The 22,176-nt window shown below is 47.7% G+C and carries 21 protein-coding genes; 13 read left to right on the forward strand and 8 right to left on the reverse strand.

Annotated features, from left to right (window positions below; all coding sequences use genetic code 11):
* Positions 1 to 135: 135 nt before the first annotated feature.
* A complete protein-coding gene (locus KVT36_RS04175) occupies positions 136 to 558 on the reverse strand; it encodes a hypothetical protein (protein ID WP_217602244.1) in 423 nt (140 codons plus the stop codon).
* Between the two features lie 89 nt (positions 559 to 647).
* Between KVT36_RS04175 and KVT36_RS04180 the strand changes: the two genes are divergently transcribed.
* Positions 648 to 998 carry a DHCW motif cupin fold protein gene (locus KVT36_RS04180; RefSeq protein WP_217602245.1) on the forward strand — a complete coding sequence of 117 codons (351 nt, stop codon included), beginning with the start codon at positions 648 to 650 and terminating at the stop codon, positions 996 to 998.
* Positions 999 to 1,053: 55 nt separating this feature from the next.
* Positions 1,054 to 1,515: an SRPBCC family protein gene (locus tag KVT36_RS04185; RefSeq protein WP_217602246.1), complete on the forward strand. Its 462-nt coding sequence runs from the start codon at positions 1,054 to 1,056 to the stop codon at positions 1,513 to 1,515.
* Here the strand turns inward: KVT36_RS04185 and KVT36_RS04190 are convergent.
* Positions 1,499 to 2,218, reverse strand: coding sequence for a DUF92 domain-containing protein (locus KVT36_RS04190; RefSeq protein ID WP_217602247.1), 720 nt, complete (start codon positions 2,216 to 2,218; stop codon positions 1,499 to 1,501). The two genes, KVT36_RS04185 and KVT36_RS04190, sit on opposite strands and share 17 nt — an antisense overlap.
* Positions 2,219 to 2,358: 140 nt before the next feature.
* Between KVT36_RS04190 and KVT36_RS04195 the strand changes: the two genes are divergently transcribed.
* Both KVT36_RS04195 and KVT36_RS04200 read left to right on the forward strand, forming a co-directional pair.
* The gene (locus KVT36_RS04195; protein WP_217602248.1) at positions 2,359 to 2,829 is read left to right on the forward strand and encodes an SRPBCC family protein; all 471 of its coding nucleotides are present in this window, start codon (positions 2,359 to 2,361) and stop codon (positions 2,827 to 2,829) included.
* 68 nt (positions 2,830 to 2,897) lie between these two features.
* Entirely contained in the window at positions 2,898 to 4,136 is a 1,239-nt protein-coding gene (locus KVT36_RS04200; protein ID WP_217602249.1) for an amidohydrolase family protein, read from the forward strand.
* 56 nt (positions 4,137 to 4,192) lie between these two features.
* On the opposite strand, the gene KVT36_RS04205 is transcribed toward KVT36_RS04200, so the two are convergent.
* Together KVT36_RS04205 and KVT36_RS04210 are read right to left on the reverse strand one after the other, a co-directional pair.
* Complete coding sequence (locus KVT36_RS04205; protein WP_217602250.1) at positions 4,193 to 4,576, reverse strand: iron chaperone; 384 nt, start codon at positions 4,574 to 4,576, stop codon at positions 4,193 to 4,195.
* 5 nt (positions 4,577 to 4,581) lie between these two features.
* The gene (locus KVT36_RS04210; RefSeq protein ID WP_217602251.1) at positions 4,582 to 5,022 is read right to left on the reverse strand and encodes an SRPBCC domain-containing protein; all 441 of its coding nucleotides are present in this window, start codon (positions 5,020 to 5,022) and stop codon (positions 4,582 to 4,584) included.
* Positions 5,023 to 5,213: 191 nt separating this feature from the next.
* Between KVT36_RS04210 and KVT36_RS04215 the strand changes: the two genes are divergently transcribed.
* Complete coding sequence (locus tag KVT36_RS04215) at positions 5,214 to 5,555, forward strand: TfoX/Sxy family protein (protein ID WP_217602252.1); 342 nt, start codon at positions 5,214 to 5,216, stop codon at positions 5,553 to 5,555.
* Between the two features lie 254 nt (positions 5,556 to 5,809).
* Complete coding sequence (locus KVT36_RS04220) at positions 5,810 to 6,412, forward strand: papain-like cysteine protease family protein (protein WP_217602253.1); 603 nt, start codon at positions 5,810 to 5,812, stop codon at positions 6,410 to 6,412.
* Positions 6,413 to 6,480: 68 nt separating this feature from the next.
* On the opposite strand, the gene KVT36_RS04225 is transcribed toward KVT36_RS04220, so the two are convergent.
* Positions 6,481 to 7,482, reverse strand: a complete 1,002-nt coding sequence (locus tag KVT36_RS04225) for an aldo/keto reductase (protein ID WP_217602254.1) — start codon at positions 7,480 to 7,482, stop codon at positions 6,481 to 6,483.
* 516 nt (positions 7,483 to 7,998) lie between these two features.
* Here KVT36_RS04225 and KVT36_RS04230 point away from each other — a divergent pair.
* Together KVT36_RS04230 and KVT36_RS04235 are read left to right on the forward strand one after the other, a co-directional pair.
* On the forward strand, positions 7,999 to 8,760 hold the full coding sequence (locus KVT36_RS04230) for a basic secretory family protein (RefSeq protein ID WP_254639832.1): 762 nt from the start codon (positions 7,999 to 8,001) through the stop codon (positions 8,758 to 8,760).
* Between the two features lie 183 nt (positions 8,761 to 8,943).
* On the forward strand, positions 8,944 to 9,903 hold the full coding sequence (locus KVT36_RS04235; protein WP_254639833.1) for a hypothetical protein: 960 nt from the start codon (positions 8,944 to 8,946) through the stop codon (positions 9,901 to 9,903).
* Between the two features lie 81 nt (positions 9,904 to 9,984).
* Here KVT36_RS04235 and KVT36_RS04240 read toward each other — a convergent pair whose 3' ends face one another.
* Positions 9,985 to 11,094 carry an alkene reductase gene (locus tag KVT36_RS04240; RefSeq protein WP_217602255.1) on the reverse strand — a complete coding sequence of 370 codons (1,110 nt, stop codon included), beginning with the start codon at positions 11,092 to 11,094 and terminating at the stop codon, positions 9,985 to 9,987.
* Between the two features lie 89 nt (positions 11,095 to 11,183).
* Here KVT36_RS04240 and KVT36_RS04245 point away from each other — a divergent pair, with 89 nt between their 5' ends.
* Entirely contained in the window at positions 11,184 to 12,053 is an 870-nt protein-coding gene (locus KVT36_RS04245) for an AraC family transcriptional regulator (protein WP_217602256.1), read from the forward strand.
* On the opposite strand, the gene KVT36_RS04250 is transcribed toward KVT36_RS04245, so the two are convergent.
* Both KVT36_RS04250 and KVT36_RS04255 read right to left on the reverse strand, forming a co-directional pair.
* Positions 12,050 to 12,844 carry a DUF4846 domain-containing protein gene (locus KVT36_RS04250; RefSeq protein ID WP_217602257.1) on the reverse strand — a complete coding sequence of 265 codons (795 nt, stop codon included), beginning with the start codon at positions 12,842 to 12,844 and terminating at the stop codon, positions 12,050 to 12,052. The two genes, KVT36_RS04245 and KVT36_RS04250, sit on opposite strands and share 4 nt — an antisense overlap.
* A 145-nt stretch (positions 12,845 to 12,989) precedes the next feature.
* Positions 12,990 to 16,175, reverse strand: a complete 3,186-nt coding sequence (locus tag KVT36_RS04255; RefSeq protein ID WP_217602258.1) for an Ig-like domain-containing protein — start codon at positions 16,173 to 16,175, stop codon at positions 12,990 to 12,992.
* A 261-nt stretch (positions 16,176 to 16,436) separates the two neighbouring features.
* Between KVT36_RS04255 and KVT36_RS04260 the strand changes: the two genes are divergently transcribed.
* The 4 genes from KVT36_RS04260 to KVT36_RS04275 all read left to right on the forward strand — a co-directional run bounded on the left by KVT36_RS04260 (position 16,437) and on the right by KVT36_RS04275 (position 21,208).
* Positions 16,437 to 17,015: a Crp/Fnr family transcriptional regulator gene (locus KVT36_RS04260; RefSeq protein ID WP_217602259.1), complete on the forward strand. Its 579-nt coding sequence runs from the start codon at positions 16,437 to 16,439 to the stop codon at positions 17,013 to 17,015.
* Positions 17,016 to 17,100: 85 nt separating this feature from the next.
* Complete coding sequence (locus KVT36_RS04265) at positions 17,101 to 17,511, forward strand: VOC family protein (protein WP_217602260.1); 411 nt, start codon at positions 17,101 to 17,103, stop codon at positions 17,509 to 17,511.
* 183 nt (positions 17,512 to 17,694) lie between these two features.
* A complete protein-coding gene (locus KVT36_RS04270; protein WP_217602261.1) occupies positions 17,695 to 18,462 on the forward strand; it encodes a hypothetical protein in 768 nt (255 codons plus the stop codon).
* Positions 18,463 to 18,610: 148 nt separating this feature from the next.
* A complete protein-coding gene (locus tag KVT36_RS04275) occupies positions 18,611 to 21,208 on the forward strand; it encodes a hypothetical protein (protein WP_217602262.1) in 2,598 nt (865 codons plus the stop codon).
* The last annotated feature ends 968 nt before the right edge of the window (positions 21,209 to 22,176 follow it).

Genomic DNA, 22,176 nt, shown 5'->3' on the forward strand with positions numbered 1-22,176 from the left:
AAATTTACAATGAAAGGTATAACAACTTATCATGAAATCAAAACCCCTTACTATCACGGTACCGGTTATACGGTTAATTACCTTCAAGGGCAAACCTGATCGGCAGGAAAAATGCCATCCGTACATTTTTCCCCCTCAGGCATAACCTTCAGTTTGCCAGGGCTCAGCGGCTGCATCTGCCGCAAAGGAGTACTGCATTTTCATTTGTCCGTTATAGTAATAATCAGTCCATTGCCCGCTGGGTTTACTTTTAGTGTAAACGCCTGTTTTGGATGGCTGTTGTTTATTGTTGTACCAGGTGCGGTAACCATTGAGCAATAATTTTGTTTTGGAACCGGATAACATGCGTCCCAGCAGCTGCCCGCTGATAGTGTATTCCTGGATCTCATACAGCTGCCCGGCAGAGTCAGCGCCTTTGCTTATAACACGCCGCATATGAGTGGCTTGCCCGGCCGGTACCTCGTTCCAGTATTTATTCATGAAAAGAATAGTAGTATCCTGTGAAAATGCGCATACAGGCAGCATACCTGCAAAGGCCAGCAGCAGGAGGGATCTCATGGTATAGGTATTTAGCGGTAAAGTTATACATTTCACTTTTGTTATGAAATCCTATAAATTACGGGTTATAATAAACAATTACATAACCCATGCATCCTGCAAATATTCCCTTCCAAACCACTGACTGGGAAAGTATACCTGCCACAAAACATGCCGGCGATACCGGTGAAGCGTATTGGAAAACACTGCAATACGGCGATCTGCGCATCCGCATTGTAGAGTATTCCAAAAATTATAAAGCAGATCACTGGTGCGCAAAAGGTCATATCATTTACTGCATTGAAGGAGAAATGACCACGGAGCTGGCAGATGGCAGCACCTACCGGCTAACAAAGGGCATGTCGTACCAGGTATCTGATGAGCTGAGCTCCCACCGCACTTCTTCCGGACAGGGCGTAAAGTTGTTTATTGTTGATGGCGCATTCCTGGCATTGAAATGAATATTGGCGGGGAGACAAACGGATATTGCCTATTTTAGCAGTAAACCTGCGCGTTTTGGCAAAAACATATTTAATTCAACGTAAACAATTCTTACCCGTCACGCTGGAACGTGCCTGGGAATTTTTCAGCACGCCGGCTAACCTGCAGGCCATTACCCCGCCGGATATGCACTTTGTGGTAAAAGAGGGCGGGTACAGCAAAGGCATGTATCCCGGCCTTATTATAGAATACACCATCCGCCCTATATTAGGCATACCACTATACTGGATGACGGAGATCACGCATGTGGATCACCTGCGTTATTTTGTAGATGAGCAACGTTTTGGGCCCTACGCTTTCTGGCACCATCAGCATCATTTTAAAGCAGTGGAAGGAGGGGTGGAGATGACGGATATTGTGCACTACCGTTTACCCTTTGGTTTCCTTGGAACGATGGCCCATGCGCTGTTTGTGGGCAAACAACTGGAAGGTATCTTTACTTACCGTACCAAAGTGATCCCTACATTAGTGTACTAAACAGCCACGCACAGCAGGCCGCAAACAGGGTGTTAAGAAAGTTCACTACATCATTATTGATATAATGCCTGCGCTCCAAAGAAGCGCCCAGCACAGAATCTGCCAGGTTGCCCAGTATGCCTGCCAGCCCTATAAAAAGGAAATACCTGTTAAAACCAAGCCCCAACGCATATACGGAGGCAATGATGAATGCGCCTGCAGCGCCTATCAGCGTACCTTCCAGGCTTACTACACCATCCAGCCCGCGGGTGTCTTTTTTAAAGGTTAATATATTGTAATGATTGCGGCCATAGACCATACCCAGCTCAGAAGATAGTGTGTCTGAAGCAGCAGCTGCCAGGCTGGCCGCCAGCATAACATGATACAGGAAAGCATGCGCGGGATGAATAATTGCCATCACCGCCATTAATGCAGCGGTGCCGCCATTGGCCAGTACCTGCCAGGCATTCCTTGCCTGGGGATGAATCCCCTCTGGATGCAGGCCTGCCTTCACATCTTTCCGGTGCGTCGTAGCCAGCACACCCAGCGTAAAAAAAGTTCCCAGCAGCAACAGCCCGTTATATCCTGTACCTGCAAATACCAGGAAGCCTACCACACCGGCAGTGAGTGCAGCCGTAACCGTTAGCTTTTTTGTGCGGATGCAAATGATAATGACCAGGAGCAGCAGCCCTGTTACAATAAAAGTATCTTTTGTAAATAACATACAGGGCAAAGCTATATAAATTATCATGTGAAGAGCATACTGTTCAAGTACCGGCATCGGGGCAAGGAATTTGTGGTGATTTTGTGCAGAATAGGACGGTTATAAGCCCGTTTATTATCAGACCATAAAAACTTTAACAGATGGCAGCAAATGAAAACAAACCCTTTGCAAAAGCGGAAATGCTCATTCGCAAACCGGTGAAAGAAGTATTTGATGCGTTTGTGAACCCGGAAGTGATCACTAAGTTCTGGTTCACGCATAGCTCTGGCCCGCTGGAAGCAGGTAAAAAAGTAGAATGGACCTGGAGCATGTTTAACCTTACGGTACCGGTTTTTGTAAAGTCAGTTACACCTGATAAGGAAATAGTTATGGAGTGGGGTAATGGAGAGGATATTACCCTGGTTACCTGGACATTTAAAACGCTGGCCGGGAAGGGCACTTTTGTAAGCGTGGTGAATGAAGGTTTTAAAGGAGATGCTGCAAAGGTGCTGGCAGCTGTGCGTGACAGTACAGAAGGTTTTACAATAGTGCTGGCCGGTGCAAAAGCATACCTTGAACATGGGGTGCAGCTAAACCTGGTAGCGGATAAATTTCCGGAAGGACACTATTAGCATTTTTTCATAGTAATATATTGTAAGGGTTGTTAAAACATTTAAATTGCCCTTTCAAAACTATTACAATGAAAAAATTATCCGCCATTCTTATCGTAATAGCCCTGTATCTGCCTGCCATGGCCCAATCTGTAGCAAACCGCCAGGTACTGGCATTAACAGGCGCAAAGATCTATCCTTCCCCGGGCGCAAAACCCATTACCGCAGGTGTGGTGCTGGTGCAGGATGGTAAGATCACTGCAGTAGGCAGCTCAAAGACCGTTAAAATACCTTCAGAAGCCTATGTTATAGACTGTAAGGGAAAAGTGCTGACCGCTGGTTTCTGGAACTGTCATGTGCATTTTATAGAACCTAAATGGCTTCATGCAGACAGCCTGCCAGCTGCACAATTAAGCAAACAGCTAAGTGATATGTTTGGCCGTTATGGTTTCACCCATGTGTTTGACCTGGCTGTATTTGACTTCTCCAACCTGTTAGCGCTGCGTAAAAGAATAACAGCCGGGGAGGTGAGCGGGCCGGCCATAATGAGCGTGGGCGTGCCTTTTACCCCGCCTAACGGAAGCCCCGTTTATATCAGGCCTCTGAAGCTGCCGGAAATAGGCACACCGGCAGAAGCTACTGCCTATGTGCAGAAGCAGATCCAGGCCGGCGCCGATGGTATAAAAATATGGGCAGCCTCACCCAACGGCCACGAGGTAGTACCTATGCCGCTGGATGTAGCCCGTGCTGCAGTAAGCGCCGCACATGCGCTGGGCAAGCCGGTATTTGCGCACCCTACTTCTGATGCCGGCGTTGACATAGCTATTGAAAGTGGTGTGGATGTACTGGCGCATGTGGCGCCGGATGATCATAGACCCTGGGACACCGCCACCATCCACAATTTACTGCGGCATAAAACAGCGCTCATTCCCTCTTTAAAGCTCTTCAAATGGGAGCTGTTAAGAATAGGGCTTCCTTTAGATAATGGTAACCTGATAGCTACTGCCTTACAGCAGGCCGGCTCTTATGTAAAAGCAGGCGGTGAAATATTGTTTGGTACAGATGTAGGTTACGTAACAGATTATTCCACTACCGATGAATTTGACTTTCTGGCACAGGCAGGTTTTAGCTTTGACCAGATCCTAACCGCCCTTACAACAGCACCAGCTAAAAAATTCGGACTGGGCGCACAAACCGGCCGTGTTGCAGTAGGTATGGATGCTGACCTTGTGGTGCTGGAAGCAGATCCTGCAACGGACAGTAAAAGGTTTGCAGACGTAGCATATACTCTTGCCAAAGGGAAAATAATTTACCAGGCAGGCAAATAAAAAACCTGTTTGCCATTTGGCAAACAGGTTCCTTTTGTTATTTGTAGCAATAAACCTTACTTCTCTTTAGCCATTGCTTTTTCCTTATTTTCCTGCATACGCGCCCGCACGATCTTTTTGATCAGCGCTACCGGTAAGGGAGCATCCGGCTCAAAATGAATAGTAGCGCCGGATACCTTTACCCCCTTCAGCTCCGCCTTCATGGCGGCAATCAGCGGAGGGCTCATTACATACAGGCTGCAGTATTGCTTGTTGGCCCCAATACCTACCAGCATATAATAATACTTAAAGCAGGGGATCTGGTAGCTGATCATTTCCTGTGCTTCCGGTGCAAGGGATTGGATAAGCGCCCGCAGCTTTTCCAGCGTGCCCCTGAAGTTCACGGGCAGCATGGCTATATATTCATCTGTATCTTTAGGCGCTGCAGTATTATCACGCATAGCTGCTAATTATTTTCTGCCAGCGTTTTTACACGGTCCAGCGCTTTGGGAAAGGTTTCCCGGAAGTAGTCCAGGTATTGTTGCGTAATGTCCATATCAACGGTGAGCTCTGTTTGCCCATTCACCGTTTTAAGCGTATAGTTCTCATGGGCGCCGGCCCAGTCCTTTACGCCCGGGCTTTCCATATCTTCCACGCCATCTTTTACAAAGCCCAGGTGCTCTATAGACATGTACTCGTTGGGAATGTTCTCTGCAATGGAAGCTACCATGCCTTCATTCTTATGATCCAGGAACAATACCTTACTGCCTTTTTTCCAGTCGGTTACTGCGCGGGAACCCTCACTGAATACAGAGGTCCAGTCGCGGTAGGAGGCATCGCCCCAGAGTATGTTCCATACTTTTTCGCGGGGTGCATTCACAGCAATTTTGAATACTTGTTTTTCCATGGTTTGAGGTTTAAGTAATCAATATTTTAATACAGGTTAAATGTTATGCAGCAAAGATGCAACTCTTTTAGGTTATCCCGGAGGGGTAATAGCGACTATTAAAGGGGGAAATTCCGTCATCATTATTACAGCAGCCCGGTTTTTTATAAATTTACCGGGGAAGCAATCGCCACTAAATAACAGCCTGCATTATGCCTTACAACGAACAGCTGGCCATACGTATAAGAAAAGCGCTGGCCGGGCAGCCTGCCCTGGAAGAAAAGAAAATGATGGGTGGTCTTACTTTTATGGTAGATGGAAAAATGTGCGTAGGCGTCATGAAAGATGAGCTGATGTGCCGTATAGCGCCAGAAGAATATGCAGCGGCGCTGCAAAGGAAAGGCTGCCATGAAATGGCCTTTACCGGCAGGCCTTTGAAGGGTTTTGTGCTGATAGCTGCAGAGGGCATGCAGGCAGCAGCAGACTTTAATTACTGGATACAACATGCGCTGGCATACAATAAAGTAGTACCTGCAGCTAAGCGGAAAAAGTAAGGAGCTGCCTAAGCTCTGTGGTCCGGGGCCGGACTGGCTTGCTGCACCGGGAAAACAAGGGGGCTGGCCGGGCAGCCTGCTCCAAGATTATTGCTGAATTTCAAAAAAAGATGTATCTTGATCTTCAGTTAAGATCAGCCGACTTACATTTAACTCCTGTTTCTATTACGCTGAGCATCCAATTCTTCTCCTATTATCCGAATACATTTTACGGAATAAGTGTACCTGTTAATTATTAAATCCCCGATCCCGCTATGAAACGTATTGTGGTATATGCAATGCTGTACCTGCTGCACACAGCTTTTGTTAACGCCCAGACAATGCAGGCTTACTCTGTGGATATTGCCACTCCAGGCTCTTTTTATGCATTACAAAAACAACCTTTATGGTGCTGGGCCGCCTGTAATCAAATGATGCTGAATGCCGTGGGCATCCCTGAAACACAGGAGAAACAGGTGGTAAAGCTTTTTGGGCAGCTGGTGAACCGGGGCGCGGGCGGAAACTATGAGCTGGCGCGTATGCCCCTGGGCGGGCGTTATGAGAACGAGGCAGGTGAAACCGTGAATGTACGCGTATACATTTCCTATGGCCGTTTTAATGACCACTTAGTGATCATTGATCATCTTAAAAAAGATATTCCTTTGGTGATGGCTACCAAAATGCATGGGCGTGTTTGTGTAGGGGCTGATTATATTACGGATGGCCGCACCTGTAGAATAACAAAGGTACGTTTGCTGGATCCCGCCGGCCCATCGGAGCAGGTGATCGAGTATACTATGCAACAGTTCAGGGACGAAGGATTGATCGGTTTTATGACCATTGATCTGCAGCCCGATTATACCACCATCAACAAATAAGTCAAGGGCAGCCTGGAGTATGTAAATTACTGCAGGCGCCCTTGCACAAAAACAGCTAACCTCAATTGTTATTTTTCTATCAGCTTCATGGATCCTTCCAGGTAACGCTCACCTGATATAGGGTAGCGGTTCAGCAGCCCGTCAATAACAGCAAGATCAGCGGCGGAAAGTGTTACGTTAATAGCACCCGCATTATCCTCCAGGTACTTGCGTTGTTTAGTGCCGGGAATGGGAACAATATCCTGGCCCTGCGCTAATACCCAGGCCAGCGCCAATTGAGCCAGCGTGCAGCTCTTATCCTTTGCAATAGCGGTAAGCTCTTGTGTAAGCGACTGGTTGTTGGTCAGGTTATTACCGGTAAAGCGGGGCAGCTGTTTACGGAAATCACTGTCCGGCAGGGACCGTATATCCATGGCATTGGTGATGAAACCTCTGCCAAGCGGGGAGTAGGGGACCAGGGAAATGCCCAGCTCACGAAGCGTGGGTAAAATATTGTCTTCCACATCCCGTGTCATTAAAGAGTATTCTGATTGCAGCGCTGTAATGGGATGTACAGCATGCGCTCTGCGGATGGTAGCGGCAGAGGCTTCGCTTAAGCCCAGGTAACGCACTTTGCCGGCTTTCACCAGCTCAGCCATTGCACCTACGGTTTCCTCAACAGGCACCTGCGGATCTATGCGGTGTGTGTAATAAAGATCAATGGTATCTATTTTCAGTCTTTTAAGACTGTGGTCTACAGCGGTTCTTACCCATTCCGGCGATCCGTCAAAATATATATTGGGGCTGCCGCTGATCCCGGTTTGCCCGTCCCGGGAGCGGAATCCGAACTTAGTGGCAATAAATATTTTGTTACGATTGGGCACCAGTACATTGGAGATAAGCTTTTCATTTTCCCCGTTGCCATACATATCGGCAGTGTCCCAGAAATTAATACCCAGGTCTAATGCCCGGTTTAAAGTAGCAATGCTTTCCGTATCATTCCTGTCGCCATAAAAGGCGCTCATGCCCATACATCCTAACCCAATTGCGGATACTTGTTCTTGCGTGGTTCCCAGTTTCCTGTATTGCATAAATGAAGATATTTAGAAGCTCAAAAGTAAGCTGCATATCATTTACAGCGCTTAAACTATTCAAACAAAAGATTACAAATTTCAAACAGCTAACAGCTAACAGCTAACTGCTAAAAGCTAAACGCCAGCCGCCAACCGCTGTTGTACAGCCGGGTCTTGCCGCATCACTACCGGTCAGTTAGTTCTGCTGCTGCCGGAGGTGCAAACGAAAGGACCTTTGCCCGGCGTCACACGCTTGATAATGCGTAATGGATTGAAAGTAGCTTATACGATAACAATAGCTAAATATTTATTCAAACAGGCGGGCGCAGTCCGTCGTTGCACCTCCGGTGGAGGCTCTCTTTACCCTATCAAACACAGAAAGCTAAATTGATCAATTCCTCCGCATAATTACTTGCAAAATCGATATTGCACTGGGGTTCAGCAGAAAAAATTTTATGAAAATAAAAAGGATTGGCTTATATTTCATAAGATCGCTGTACTCATCAGACTCCCGAATGAAAAACCCGAAATCAAATGAAATTTCCTCTTAAAAACTCCATTATCTCCGGTGCAGTAGGTATGCTTTTACTTTCTGCCTGTAGCAAATCATCACTTGTTACACCCGACGACGTACCCGGCACTAATGAACTGTCTGTAAACAAAGGCGTAAAGGCGCAGGCTGTACAGCCTGTTGGAACCGTGGTATACACCAGCAACGGTTATACGCTTACCTTCACCAACAATGACGGCACCTTTGATACTGCGGAATATCAACGGTTGATCAACACTTTTTTCACCGTTTATCCAAAGTTGCTAAATCGTTTTTTTACTGGCGCTACCAAGCAGGTGAAGTTTGTTATAGACCCTAACTACACCGGTGTAGCCTACACATCAGGCGATGTTACTACCTTCAGTGCTGCCTGGTTCCATAGCCATCCGGAGGACATAGACGTAGTTACCCACGAAGTAATGCACATTGTGCAGCATTACACCGGCGGCACGCCCGGCTGGCTAACAGAAGGGATCGCCGATTATGCACGTTATAAATTTGGTGTAAATAACGGTCCTGCCGGTTGGTCATTACCTGCCTGGAATGCCTCGCAAAAATACACGGACGCCTATCGTGTAACCGCACGTTTCCTGGCCTGGCTGGAGCTGCATGTACGCAGCACCATTGTTAATGACCTGAACACAGCATGCCGTAACAGAACTTACACCAGCAATACCTGGAACCAGCTAACGGGTAAATCCGTTGACCAGCTGTGGTCTGATTATTCACAAAATCCTGCATTATAAGAGCAATTAAAAATTTGAGCTGAGCACATTAGCGTTGCTATTTCTATTCTCTCATCAGGGAGCGATGAGCAGCCGGTCCAATTAAGCAACGCTATTTATTTTCCACGAACCGTAACCCACGGCTGTTGTAACCCGGCAGCCGCAGACACCCGTTTTTATTTTTCATTATTTAAACTAAACCGCATGAACTTACAATCGTTCAGGATCAGCACTATGCTAAGTATTCCCGTTCTGTTATTTTCTTTACTAAGCTCCTGTGGCAAGGAGGATAATATTTCCCAGCCATCCGGTAAGGATGCTGCTGTCAAATCATCCGCTAAAGCCGCAGTAGTGGCAGCGCCGCCGGCTACCTGGCAGGAGCATTGGTTTGAGCATGTACAGCTCTTAAACCGTAAATTTTATGATGATGATGTAGCCGTATATTTTGATAATGACGTAAGCAGCAGTGTTACCTGGCCCAATACTTATATGGGCGATGTATGGCGCTACACCAAAGGTTTGTACGGCTCCTTTGGCTCAGACCCGCGTTTGTTTGCCATTTTCCATACCGGCAAGTACAGCGGCGGCCATCCCTCCACTTATTTTGATGCAAGCCATGATAACCGCAATGTGATAGATGTAGGCTCCAACAGCACCAGCGCCTGGTTATCCGGCACCGGCAACGACCTGGATATTACCACGCACGAGGTAGCGCATATTGTGGAAGGCGCTTCCAAAGGTTATCATAACTCCCCGGCTTTTGGTATCTGGGGCGATAGTAAATGGGCAGAGATCTTTATTTACGACGTATACAAAGGTTTGGGCAGAACAGCTGACGCTACCCGCTGGTATAACCTGGTGATCAATGGTTCGGATAACTTTCCCCGCGCCGGTACCCAATGGTTCAAGAACTGGTTCTATCCTATTTATCAGCTGGGCGGCTCTGCAGGGTTAAATAAATATTTCACTTTGCTGGCGCAGTATTTTCCCAAGAGTGGGCAGAACTATTCCCGTGCTATGAACATGGGCGAGTTTGTACATTTCTGGAGCGGCGCCGTAGGCCATAACCTGAAAGCGCAGGCTACTACCGCTTTCGGCTGGCCTTCAACATATGAAACACAATTTAACCAGGCACGTGCTACCTTCCCGGGTATCACTTATTAATGTGCAGATGGTATAAACACCTGCGGCTGGCGCCTTTTATGGGAGCCAGCCGCTTTTTTTGTGGTGATGGCAAGGCTGTGATCACACGCTGCAAAGCGCTGCATCCTGATGCATAACCGGGTAATCAATATACCCTTCATCGCCTCCCTGGTAAAAAGTATCTGCGTCGCCAGCTGTCAGCGGCGCATTCAAGCGGAACCGTTCCACCAGGTCAGGGTTGGCAATAAAAGGCCTGCCAAATGCTATAAGATCAGCCAGGCCGGATTGTAAAATGGTTTCAGCAGAAGCGGCAGTATAACCACCGGCCAGCATCAGCAGGTTAGGAAAGCGTTTGCGTACCTCCCATAAAAACTCCTGCGGTATGGGCGGGCGTCCGTTGGAGGATTGATCAGAAAGATGGATGTACAGAAGACCCAATTGCCGCAAGGCATCAGTAAGGTACAGGTGCGTGGCTGTTTCTTCAGCATATGGAGGCAGGTCGTTCAAACCCGCAAAAGGGGAGAGCCTGATGCCGGTACGTTCCCGGCCAATGGCCGCTGTAACGCCTTCTACGATCTCCAGTAAAAAGCGGCTGCGGTTCTCAATACTGCCGCCATAACGGTCTGTTCTGCGGTTGGTGTGCGGATGCAGGAACTGCTCCGGTAAAAAGCCATGCGCGCCATGGATTTCCACACCATCAAAACCTAGTGTTATGGAGGTTTCAGCAGCCCGTATATGTGCATCCACCATGGCTTGTGCTCCGGCAGTGCTGAGCGCCTGCGGTTCCGGCATGGGTAAATGCCGGTCCCCGGCTATACGCATCATACCAGCTGCCCTTACAGCAGAAGGAGCCACCAGCGACGCTTCCCCTTCATGGTTCAGCGGGTGGCCTATACGGCCGGTATGTACCAGCTGTACAAAGATCTTTCCATTGCGGGCATGTACTTCATCTACTACCTGTTTCCAGCCAGCTTGCTGGGCTGTATTATAGATACCCGGTGCATCCACATAGCCGACACCGTTAGCCGCTACTGCGCTGTTCTCCGCTATGATCAAACCGGCGCTGGCCCTTTGCGCGTAATAGGTGGCTACAGAAGCACCGGGAATGGTTTTTAGGGACCGGTGCCTGCTCATGGGCGCCATTACTACCCGGTTGCGGAACGTAACCGCAGGAGTAACTAATGGCGACAGCAGTTTTTCATTCAAACTCATGATACATTAATTTTTCTGGCATCAAAATTACCGGTAGCAGCTACAGCAGAACAGTGACAAAACAAGGTTTTTCCTGTAAATTGGCAGGTATGGAACACAAAGTCTTACACCAGCCTTTTGAGCTGTATGTATCTGATATGGAATGCTGGAATGAGCGCCCGCTGATCTACCATTTCTTTGAGATTGTGCGGATCCTGGAAGGCAACGGCATGCGGGAAGTGAACCGTAATAAATTTCCCTACCACAAGGGAAGCATTTTTCTTTTTACGCCGCTGGACTGCCGCGGGTTTGACATTGAAACGCCTACCCGTTTCTGCTCCATCCGTTTCTCAGAGGTATTCCTGAAGCAGTGCAAAAATGCGCAGGACCGGGAACGCATTACGCAGTGGCTTAAACAGCTGGAACATATCTTCTCGCACCATAACCGTTTCCAGGAGCTGCTGGTAAAAAATCCAGGCGACTGTGATATGATCGCTACACTCATGAGCAGCATGGTAGATGAGTATGAGCAAAAACAATCCTACCATGAAGAGAACCTGCAGCATTTTGTAACGCTGATCCTGAACATCCTGGCCCGCAATGTAGCTGACAATGCAGGCAGCACTGTTACAGGACTGGAATCAGAGCCGCTGATCAACCGCATGCTGCTGTACATTCACCAGCACATCAACCTCCCCGAAAAGCTGAAGATCGATCACCTGGCTTCTCATTTTAATCTCTCCGCAAATTATGTAGGCGAGTATTTCCGGAAGTTTGCCGGGGAAAGCCTGCAGCATTATATCACTCAGTATAAGATCAAGCTGGTGCAGCAACGCCTGGCTTACAGCACGCTTACCATTAGCCAGATTGCCGGTGAGCTGGGCTTTACAGATGAAAGCCATTTGAGCCGGCAGTTCAGGAAGTATAGCGGTGTAAGCCCGGTGGAGTATAGGAAAAGTGTTTCCGGCGCTACACGCTAGAATGTTTTCAGATCTTTCTGGTAAAAGGTCCATTCGGGCGTTTCTATGGGATCTGCAGCCTTTAGGGAATACCATGGAGATAACTTACCATCTTCAGGATTCTTCAGCACGTGAATGCTTTGAGCAGGCATGTAACTTTGGGAAAGCAGGAAAATGGTGTCCTTCGTGATAGGGTTATAGGCCATATCCATCACTGTAACGGCGTGGCCGTAGGGATCACCTTTCTGCACAAATACAGCACCAGGCTGCATTCCAGACATAGGTATGGTTTTCAGCTGTGTATGTAATGACCGGGTGCCAGCATAGGAAAAAACGAGGTTAAGATACTGCCTGAAGGTGGCATAACTGTAATTTTCCGGCTGCTGCCGTTGCCAGCGGCACTGGTTGCCGTTCACATTCAGCCGGAATCCTTCGGCATAATGCACATAATCACACCGGAAGCCGTTCGTTAAAGTAAAAGTGATCCCGTTATACCTTCCTGCCTGGTAGAGGAACTCAGCGCGCAGGCGGATCACGGCATCAGCGCACTGCTGAAGATCTTTGTTACCGATGTCCATATCAAGTACGGCGTATTGAGCATTTTGATTTGTTTTCTTTGCACCATTGAAGAGATAAACAGTTCTATCCTGGTCCAGGGTAAGGGCACGCAGGTAAGCACCGTAGGAATTTGCTGGTTGGGCCAAACGAACATACCCGGCAGGCAGGGGGATATCCATTACCTTCTTTAGCGCTAATGGCGGATGAGCTGCGCAAATGATGATTGTTATAACAACAAGGGAGATCCTGATCATATAACACAGATGCAGAACAGGTTAATTTCCATACGGAAAAAGGGCTGTCTCTTAAATAATTTGGAGACAGCCCTTTTCTTTTTCTATTCTACGCACAACCATCCCTCAAGCACCATGCCATGGACTATGGACCATCGACCATGGACTATTGCTTCACAAACTTCAGCAGCAGCGTTTCATGTTGTTTGTTCATGAGCTGTATTAAGTACATACCGGCTGGTAAGCTGTTCGCATCAACAGGATAAGTACCGCCCAATTTCCCTTCCTGCGATAATTGAGTGCTCCATGTTCTGCCATTCATGCCCACTATTTTGATCTGTTTAATGGCTTCACTGCTCAGTATTTGTGCTTGTCCGCCGGCTACCGGGTTCGGATACACGCTGGCTGTCCATTTGCTGTGCGTGGTTGCCGGATGGCTGGTAACGCTGATACCATTGGTACGTGCAGCACCGGTAAAGGGGCTGCCATAGGCTTCCAGCTCAAACAGCGAGTAACCGTATGGTGTGGTTCTGGCAGTACCATAAATACGCAGGTAACGTCCGTGGCCGCTCAAACCGGTCCAGTCGTTAGTGAGCACGCTGTTATTAGTAACGGTCTTTAAAGCGCCGTTCCAGGTACCTGGATCATTGGATACCTGCACCAGGTAATCTTTACCGGCCGCGGTTTCCCAGGTGAGTTTTACACGGTTTATGTTGTAATCCGCGCCCAGATCTACTACAATCCATTGCGGATCGCTGAAGGCGCTGGACCAGCGGGTGCCTGCATTGCCATCTACCGCATAGTTACCTTCAAAGGAAATATTTTCATTAGCGGAGGTAGTAGTGGTTTTATTCAGCGCCAGGTTAGGCTGGTTGTTGCCGGCATTGGGCGTGGTGTAATATACATTGTCTATGTAAAAGCTGGCTGCTGCTGCAGGCGCATCGCCGGAGAAGGTAAAAGCCTGCGTTACTGCGGCCAGGTTAGTACCGGTTAAAGCGCTTACCGGTATGCTTACTTCATGCCATTGCCCATCTCTTATCAAACCGTATTTCTGCTCAGCGGCGGCATAGTTAATATCTGTTTGCCCGCTGCTGGAAATTACGCTGAAACGGAAAGAGCCGGCATACGTAGTTTTAAAGGAGAATTTCAGGAAACCGGTGCTGAAGTTCGTAAGATCGCGCACATCATTAGCTACGCCTAACCCAAACCAGTTATTGGCTGCCGCGGTAAAGGCCATTACTTCAGAACCTTCTGCTGGCGTGGCATTGGCAATGGTGCTCAGGTTGTTCCACACATACAGGTTAGCATCCAGCCCATAGGTAAGCTTATCAGTAATGGAAGTGTCTTCACTGTACACGCCATACTTATCTGCCGTGATCCTGTTATCCTTTACCGTGATGGTTACCGGTGCTGATGTTGTGCTGCGTTTGCCATTGTCCGTAGCTTTTACTGTAATGGTATAGGTGCCCTGGTCCACATTTTCCCAGGTAAAGTTATAAGGCGCTTTATTGAGTGTACCTAATAACGTAGTACCGTTAAAGTATTCTACTTTGTAAATGCTGCCATCGTCCGTAACATTTGCGCTGATCACTACTTTAGCTGGTTTTCGGTAAGGCGTGGCAGCAGTGGGCGATGTAATGTTTACCTGCGGAGCCGTATTGCCGGGGGCTGCTATCAGTACTGTTATAGGTTTTGAGCTGCTTATCTTACCCTGGTTATCTGTTGCTTTGGCAATCACCTGTGCAATGCCTTGTGCAGAGGTGTTCCAGGTAAAGCTGAAGGGCGCAGTGGTTTTTGTACCGATCAGTTTAGTGCCGTTAAAGAAATCTACTTTAGTAATGCTGCCGTTAGGGTCACTGGCATTGGTTTGAATATTAATAGCCGCCGGTGTGGTGAATACAGTATCATTAGCCAGGTTGGTGATAGCCACTATGGGTGCCGGATTCTCAGATACGCCGCCGCTGTAATAAATGTTATCGAAATAAAAGTCAGCGGCTGTTGCCGGTGCATCGCCGGAGAACATGAATAGCTGCGTTACCTGCATCAGGTCCAGCGCGCTGCCAAACTCACTTATGGGAATAGTTACCTGGTGCCATTGGCCATCTCTTACCAGGCCATGTTCATTGGTACCGGTAAAGTTCACCCAGCCTTCTGCACCATCGGTAGCAATACCTACTTTGAACGGCGCGGTGGAAGTGGTTCTCATATGGAACTTTAAGCTACCGCCTGCAAAGTTGCTCATATTCTTTGCATCATTGGCTACGCCTAAGCCGAACCAGTTACCGGTATTGGCATGAAAGGCCCAGGCATTGCTGCCTTCAAAGGGAGCCGGCGCAGGGCTGATGCTGGTAATGTTGTTCCACAGGAACAGGTTAGCGCCCTGGCCAAATACTACTTTGTCGCTCACCGTTGTGTTATCGGTAAAAATACCGTAGTTGCCTTCCGGTGCGTTGTTGGTGCCCAGGATCAGCTCCTCGCCCTGGGTTACATCCTGGTACAGTTTAAGATAATCTATTTCCATGCGGCCAGGCAGCGGCGCTGTTATGCCGCTTTCTGAAGGTATGCCTGGATAATTGCCGCCCACAGCAAGGTTCAGCAGAATATAAAACGGGTTCTGAAAAGCATCCAGCCCGTTGCCGCCTGCAATACCTATTTTGTAATAGGGTTGATTGTCCAGGAAAATGGTCAGGAAGTTGGGATCCCATTCCAGCTTGTACAGGTGAAAAGCATCGCTAAGCTCCGCAGCTTCTGTTACCGTGTCTTTGGCATAGGTGGCATGACCGGTATAACCACCGGGGTTTTCCGTCCACCAGTGCGTGGCGGCACTTACGGTTTTGTTAGCCTTACCCGCTGCTATAGCGCCGGCAAAACCCATCTCTAAAATATCCACCTCGCCATTATGCGGCCAGGTACCGCCGGTAGCGCCCAGCATCCAGAAGGCGGGCCATAGGCCGTTGCCTACTTTGGGTACTTTAATGCGGGCTTCCAGTGCGCCGTAGCGGAAAGATACACGGCCGGCAGTTTTAATACGGCCGGAGGTAAAGGGTTTACCACCCATGGTCTCGCGCCGGGCTTCAATGATCAGGCTTCCATTTTCAATGCGCACATTTTCAGCGCGGTTGGTGTAATATTCCAGCTCCGCATTGCCCCAGCCGCAGTTGCCTTTGGCGCAGCCATCGCCGGTTTCATAGGTCCACACTTTTGGATCTAAAGTAGTGCCGGTGTTAAAATTCTCTTCCCATACCAGCTGCCGCTGCGCATGTAAGCATAATGGCAAGAGTAAAAAAAGGAGGGACGCAAACATACTGGTGCGCGCCTTCAACAGATCTGTTGAGTAGATCGGGCTTTTCATATGGTACAATTTAAATGACGTGGTTCAGCCATATATGTATATGGCAATTAAACTAATAACAGGGCCAGGGAAGTTTTTTGCTCATGGAATAAGTGCTACACTATATAGGCTTTAGATTACAAGGGCTTTCCGGGCTATTACTGTTCTTTAATGGATATAACAGGTACAAATGTACGTTTTAAGGGGTATCAAAGGTGTTGGGCAGCTGAAAAAAGTAAAATTGGTATCTTTATCGCAGGGTAAATAATAACACTGTACATCATGACTACCGATATGTTTTTTCGCAAGATCCGGACATATGCCGCACTGACCGAAGCCGCAGAAGCAGCATGGACAGCGCTGCTCAGAGAGAATAAATATGACCGTGGTGAAAATTTCATACGCGAAGGACAGGTGCCCAATAAGCTGGCCTTTGTTGTAACGGGGCTTTTCTCACAGTACTATACTTCGGACGATGGCAGCATGATCATCAAATATTTCTTTCCGGAACAGCGCATTGCAGGCTCCATGAGCGCCATGCTAAAAGCTGAGCCAGGGGTTTTTACCATAACCGCGCTGGAAGACACTACTGTACTGGAATACGATTTTGCTGCATTTAAACAGCTGGTAGCCCAATACCCGGATATAGCGGCTTTTTACATAAGGTACATGGAGCAGCACTGGATCGTTGAAAAAGAGCCCTACGAGATATCGCTCCGCCACGACACGGCAAAAAAACGCTATGAGGAGCTGTTATACAAATACCCGCAGCTGATAAAACGGCTGAAAAAACACCAGATCGCTTCTTACCTCGGCATTACCCCCACCCAGTTGAGCCGGATCTTTTTTGCCAACAAATAATTTTTGCATTCCTCAACATATGTAAAAGTCCAGGAAAAAAAGTTGCTGCAGTTTTGTGTCATCAATCACTTAAAAACACAGAACAATGGCAACAAAGATCTTCATTAATCTACCGGTAAAAGACCTGGCAGCGTCCATGGCATTTTTCACCAGCCTGGGTTTCAGCTTTAATCCCCAGTTTACCGACGAGAAGGCAGGCAGCATGGTTATTAGCGACAATATTTTCGCTATGCTGCTCACAGAAGAGTACTTTAAAACCTTCACCAGGAAGAACATTGCTGATGCAAAAAATACTACGGAGGTACTGATAGCGCTGGATGCTTCGTCGAAGGAGGAAGTGCAGACAATGGTTGCAAAGGCCAAAGACGCCGGGGCCGCGATCTATGCGGAGCCCCAGGACCATGGCTGGATGTACCAGCACAGTTTTGCCGACCTGGATGGGCACCAGTGGGAAATAGTGTATATGGATATGTCCCAGCTTCCCGGGCAGGAATAAAAAAGGTCGTATAAATATATTTGAAAGAGCCGCAGTCAGATCTGTGGCTCTTTTACTGTCATGAGCTTACAAACCATTTTCGCCGGGGCACGGATGGGTCTCAAATATTATTTCAACTTTGTATCTTTATTGAGCCGGACATTTTACAATTGCCAATTAACCCAACCCTAACCTGTTGAAATTATGACAAAGACGATCTTAACACTGGCCTTTTTACTTTACGCCTTCATATTAAAAGCGCAGCTTTTTAGCGAAAAAAGCTTATACCCTAACACCACCGGCATTCGCGGTAAGTATTTCAATGGAACTGGCGGCAGAGGGTATTGGACTTATGAAAGGCTGGATGCTTTCGGAAGAACTGTTGAAAAGAATAGTCATAAAAAGAATGAACTCCAGGGAAAAGATTTATACCAATACAATGATAAGCATGACATAATCCAAATTATCTATGCTTACGACTTCAGCAATCCCAAAAGAGTTGACACCGTTAAGTACGAATATGCTTACCTCAATAATAGAATAGCCTTTCAGAAACGTACGTTTGCCAGTAAGGATTCAACCATCTACCGCCTGGTAGCAAACCAGGGCGATTCTGTGCTTACCTACCAGGAGATCTCATATCATTGTCCGCCAGGGAAAAAGGCAGATCATTCCTTTGAACGGACCTATATTTTAACTTACCAGGGAAGCTTACTCGTTAAAAAAGAAGAGATAACTGATGATAAAACCAGAGAGATAACAAGCTATGAGTATTATAATAATGGAAAATTAAAACGCAGGACCATCAAAAGAGAACCTGAACCTGAGCAACAGGGTGTTTACACCGGCGGTCCGGGAAGTGATGACCAGTTTTACCGGTATACCTACGACCGTGAAGGAAGAATTAAGAAACTTTACACCATTGTTGCAAATAAAACCTATAAGCTGGCAACCTATAGTTACGAAAATTAAACACGGACCGGACCGCTCTGGCAACCGCCACCACAGCAGGCTACAGAAACCACGTACTAACCATTCCTGCAAACCTGTATGAATGGTAAATGGAATATTCCAAATTCTTGCTAAATTTAGTCTGTAAATTTTAGCTTTATTGAACAAGGTGTGTACACAGATTAAATTCCACAAATTCATCACCGGCCTTTTTATCTTGTTAATTGCCAGCTGCAGTGCATTCGGCCAAACCTATGGGCTTGATTTCCGCAGTCATGAGGTTGTCCAGGATAAGCGCACAGGCCTTGCCATAGGGCAGGAACATGCTTTATGTTTTACCGATAATGTGGAGCTGTCTTTTGAAGTATCCTTTATACCCAACCAGAAAAATTATTTTGGTTACCTGGTGCGTGTCATCGGCAACGACGGCCGTAATATCGATCTTATTTACGACTACGATAAATCGCCGCCCATCCGTCATTTCAGGATTGTGATTGGCGATACCTTTTCCCGCATTGTGTTTGACCTGCCGGGTATTGGCACGCAGGACCAGTGGCACACTTTCCGCCTGCAGTTCAATAAGGATAAAGGCATGCTGCGCCTGCTGGCCGGCGGCCAAACCTTTGAGCAGCCGCTGCCCCTCAGTAATAAGAACTGTTATAAGCTGTTCTTTGGCGCCAATGATTACCAGAACTTTAAGAACTCTGATGTACCGCCTATGATGCTGCGTAACATCCGCATCCTGGAAAATAACAGGCTTACCCATTACTGGCCTTTGAATGAGGCAGATGGCGGCCTGGCTGCAGATTCCGTGGGTAATAGCAATGGCATAGCTACCAATGCGCTGTGGATGAAAAAAATGCGTACCAACTGGCAGGCCTTGCAGCCGTTCACTATCAATGGCGCTGCCAGCCTGGCTTTTAACCCGGCAGAGGAAACGGTATATATTATTGGGCGCGATTCTTTATTTCGTTACTCCATTCCCTTAAATAAAATGAGAGCGGATGCGTACAGCACCGGTCCGCAATCTCTTTCTATCAAATACCAGTCGTACTATAACGTTGTTGATAAAAAGATCTACCTGCTTCCCGTTACCCTGCAGGATATGGCCATCCTGGACCCTGCTACCCTGGCCTGGGATAAGCAGCTGCCGTCGTTTACAGATGGTATGAACTACTGCCATTTCAACAAATATTACTCAGCGGCAGACACCGCTTTGTATACCTTTAACGGTTACGGTTTCTTTTTATACAAGAGTAATATGTACCGCTATCATATGCCTACCGCCACGGTGCAGCTGATAGATTCATCCAAATCCCAAATGACGCCGCGTTACCTGGCCGCGCTGGGCCCGGCAGCACATGGGGCTTATATTATGGGCGGATATGGTAACCCATCCGGCCGGCAGGTGCTGAATCCTAAGAACCTCTATGACCTTAATTATTTTGATGTACGCACCCGCACCTTCAAAAAGATCTACGACCTTAAAATAGATACGGAAGAATTTGTATTTGCCAACTCGCTGGTTATTAACGAAGCTGCACATACCTATTACGGGCTGATATTTCCCAAGCATAAATTTGATTCGGAGCTGCAATTGATCCAGGGCTCTTTAACGCAGCCGGCATTCCAGGCCGTGGGGGATAAGATCCCCTATAAGTTCCATGACATCCGCTCTTATGCAGATGTGTTTTACGATAGTATTGCCAAACGTTTCATTGTACCGGTTTTGTTCTATGATGAAGAAGCCAACCGCACTACTATCAGCATGTATTCCTTATATGGCCCGCCCTTGCCGGTACAGGCGCCGGAAGCTGCGCCACGTAACAGCTACACGGGATTAATTGCTTTGGGCGCCGGTGCTGTATTACTCCTGCTGTGTGCCGGCTGGCAGCTTTACCGCAGGTTCCGGCATAAACAGCCCGCCGTAACAACACCCGTTACACCCACACCCATTCCGCAGGAGCCTGTTTTACCGGTAACAGCTCTGCAGCCGCAGTTTGATGCTGCATCCACACCGCCTGCAGCCGCCGTACCAGGCCAGGACAAAGTGCTCATCCACCTGTTCGGAGATTTCCAGGTACGGGATAGCAGCGGGGAGGAGGTCACGAAATTATTTACGCCGCTCATCCGTGAGCTGTTCCTTGTAATATTATTGTACAGCATCCGCTGGGAGCGGGGCATCAGCTCTGAGAAGCTGAAAGAGCTGCTGTGGTTCGATAAAACCGCTGCCAGCGCGCGTAACAACCGATCCGTAAATATTGCCAAGCTAAAAAACATCCTGGAAAGGATCGGGTTTATCCGTATTTCCAAGGACACGGGTTACTGGAAAATAGATCTTGATGAAGACAAGGTATATATCGATTACAGCCGTTACCTGGGCATTATGCGCGACAAAAGCCAGCTCAATAAACACCGCATGAGCGGCCTGGCAGACATCATTCAGCGGGGCAGCTTTCTCACCAACGACGAGCATGAATGGCTGGATGCTTTCAAATCCGAGATCTCCAACGAGATCATAGACACCTACATGCACTTCGCCTCTTCCGTAGACCTGCGCGAAGACCCTGATTTCCTGATCAAAGTAGCCAACTACATCTACTACTTTGACCCGGTGAATGAAGACACCATGAGCATCAAATGTAAATCCCTGGCTTACCTTGGCAAACACTCCCTTGCACGCGATACCTTTGAGCATTTCGGCAAAGAGTACAAGCGTTTGTATGGCGAGGATTTTGAAAAGAACTTTCAGGAGATTTTGGAGTGAGGAGCTTATAATTAAACTTTCTTCGTTTGATGTAACACCGCGTAGCTCTCTATTTTGCTTTATTGCTTTCCCGCTTTCCCGGAGGTCCAGTAAACGGGCTGCACCCGCCTGTTATGTAAATCTATTAAGCTATTATATTATCGTATGAGCAGTGGATTGCTATTAAACATATCAAGCGTATCACGCCGGGCAAAGGCCCGTTTATCCGGACCTTCGGGGCCCGCGTAGATCAGAGCGATCGAGGGCCCTGGGGAAACATTCTCCATCACTATCCCGTAATTACTTGTGATTAAGGATTATTTCATTACCTGCATCTATCTCAGTATTGCAATCGCTGGGGTTCCTCACTGTTTCCTCTTGGGGTAGTTCTTCCGCGGATCCGAGCTGCGAACCTTTGCCCGGCGTGATTCGCTTGACAGCGCCCCATTACCCCCCTTAGCCCGTACGACCCTCCAAAGTCCAATAGACATTCAAAACAGGCGGGTGCAGTTCGCAGCCGGATCTGCGGAGAACGATCCACTTAAAAAACTAAGCATCATACAGTTTGCTCCCAGTGATCTGCGGAGAAAGATCTACCTTAAAAAATTAACCCTCATACAGTTTGCAACCAGTGACCCACAGAAGACAATCCCCTGGAAATATAATCATCATACAGTTTACACCCAGTGACTCACAAAAGACAATTCCCCTAAAAATGTACATCATACAGTTTACTGCAATGATCCACAGAGTACCCACAAAAAAGAAATTTGCATAACCCACAGCAAATCCCCCATTCGCTTCGCTCATTCGCTCCCCTCCGCTCATCCGTCATTACAACCGCTCACTAATGCCGTTAACAGTAATTAACACCATTAACCCCGCTATTAATCCTTTATTAGTTCTTTATTAAGGCTCCCCGGTTAATTTTACCCCCGCCTTCATTGGCAAACCATTAAAGTCACGCAGGACTATTAACGCTAAAATTC

It is taken from the genome of Chitinophaga sp. GbtcB8 (assembly GCF_019091455.1).
Classification (GTDB): domain Bacteria; phylum Bacteroidota; class Bacteroidia; order Chitinophagales; family Chitinophagaceae; genus Chitinophaga.